The organism is Klebsiella sp. HMSC25G12 (assembly GCF_001807705.1).
Lineage (GTDB): Bacteria > Pseudomonadota > Gammaproteobacteria > Enterobacterales > Enterobacteriaceae > Klebsiella > Klebsiella variicola.
The window spans coordinates 1-1,391 of sequence record NZ_KV789853.1 but is presented as its reverse complement, the minus strand read 5'-3'; the positions used below and the strand labels follow the sequence as shown (position 1 = coordinate 1,391).

Genomic DNA, 1,391 nt, shown 5'->3' with positions numbered 1-1,391 from the left:
TCATGTACAGAACCTTAAGCGGCAAGCGAATTAATAATACCGTCTAACGTGTTGTTTTGCTTGGATTTTCTCTGCCTACTCTTTTTGCCGTTTTTGGATAAATACACCATTGCCCACTCCAACTTCTCTGTTATTTCCTGCCACGCACCATGGATGATGCTCGCCAATATCGGCATTAACCAAAGCGCGCTGTTTTTGGCAATCTTCAGCATCGATAACTCCGCGCTGCCAATCAGCGTCAGCGCCAGCCGACGTTTGACCAGCAAGGCCAGCAAACTAGCCCAGATCAAGCCTTCCGCTATCGCTTTTTGTCGTGTCGCGAACGCCTTCAACCGGTTATGTGATTTCAGCTCTTTGAACAACAGTTCGATCTGCCAACGGCAACGATACAATGCCATCACCTTCTCGGCTGGCCATCGCTCACGCGGAAGATTGGTCATCCATATACAGAACCGTTTTTCCTCTGCAAACCAACGTCTTATGAGTCGATATTTATACTTTCCCGAACTCACATCCAGATCCAGAACCTCGGCTCTGCAGCTTCTCCGATCGATATCCTTGAGCTTTTTTCCGAGTAACTTGGGCATTTCCCTGCCGTCCTGTCGGTAAGCTGCCTGTACTTTGGGATTGAGATTTTGACTCCCTCTGACCAGATAGCTTCCTTTGGCTTTGGTCACATCAGCAAAGTACTCGCGGCTGATGTAACCGGCATCCGCCAATAACAGTTTGTTATTTAACGAATTTGCGGCCGGAAGATGCTTGCGCTCCGATTCGGTATCCGCCGTGATACTCATCGATATCGGCGACTGGTCCAGCAAGGACATGGTCATATGACACTCTACCGCAGCGGGGCTGTGCTTATTGAATCGGCCCGGGAAATGTTCTGCCAATTGCGGATGTAACGCGAATGACGACCCGTCCTGCAGCAGTACCTGCTCAAAGCCTGCCAGTCCGTGGGCGTCCGGTAGACACTCCTTGAGGCGTAAGGCGATGGCTCGTTCAACCAGTGCGCGCATGAACAAGGGAAAACCCTGCTTGCGTAACTGGTTGTGAAAGGGTTTATACGCTATTTGGTCAGTATCATGGAGCTGCAACGCATTGAAATGGCGATGCAAACCAGCAATACCATCCACCTTGTCGCAACCAAGCCCTGAGAGCAGAGCCGGGAGTAGTCTCGCAGGCTGGATATCCCGGAGTCGCTGACAAAAACCGGTAAATTTACCGATCCGGTTGAGTTCAGAAGAGCTAAGAAGTTGCTTGAGGTACTGGGTTGCATTGATAATAGTCATGGCTTCGGGCGTGTCGGTTTTTTTTTTCGATTAAATCAGATCACAAACGAAGCCTTTTTTCTATCTATTTCAATTGGTTGTAGCTAAAGATCCTGTACATGA

At 49.2% G+C, this 1,391-nt stretch carries 1 protein-coding gene; it reads right to left on the bottom strand.

The window, feature by feature from the left end; all coding sequences use genetic code 11:
- Nucleotides 1-14: 14 nt before the first annotated feature.
- Nucleotides 15-1,289, bottom strand: coding sequence for an IS4-like element ISApu2 family transposase (locus HMPREF3096_RS08075; protein WP_011191341.1), 1,275 nt, complete (start codon nucleotides 1,287-1,289; stop codon nucleotides 15-17).
- Between the last annotated feature and the right edge of the window lie 102 nt (nucleotides 1,290-1,391).

What these genes read in the sequence shown, in the direction of transcription:
- HMPREF3096_RS08075 (WP_011191341.1), bottom strand. Translation starts at nt 1,289, where the DNA reads ATGACTATTATCAATGCAACCCAGTACCTCAAGCAACTTCTTAGCTCT.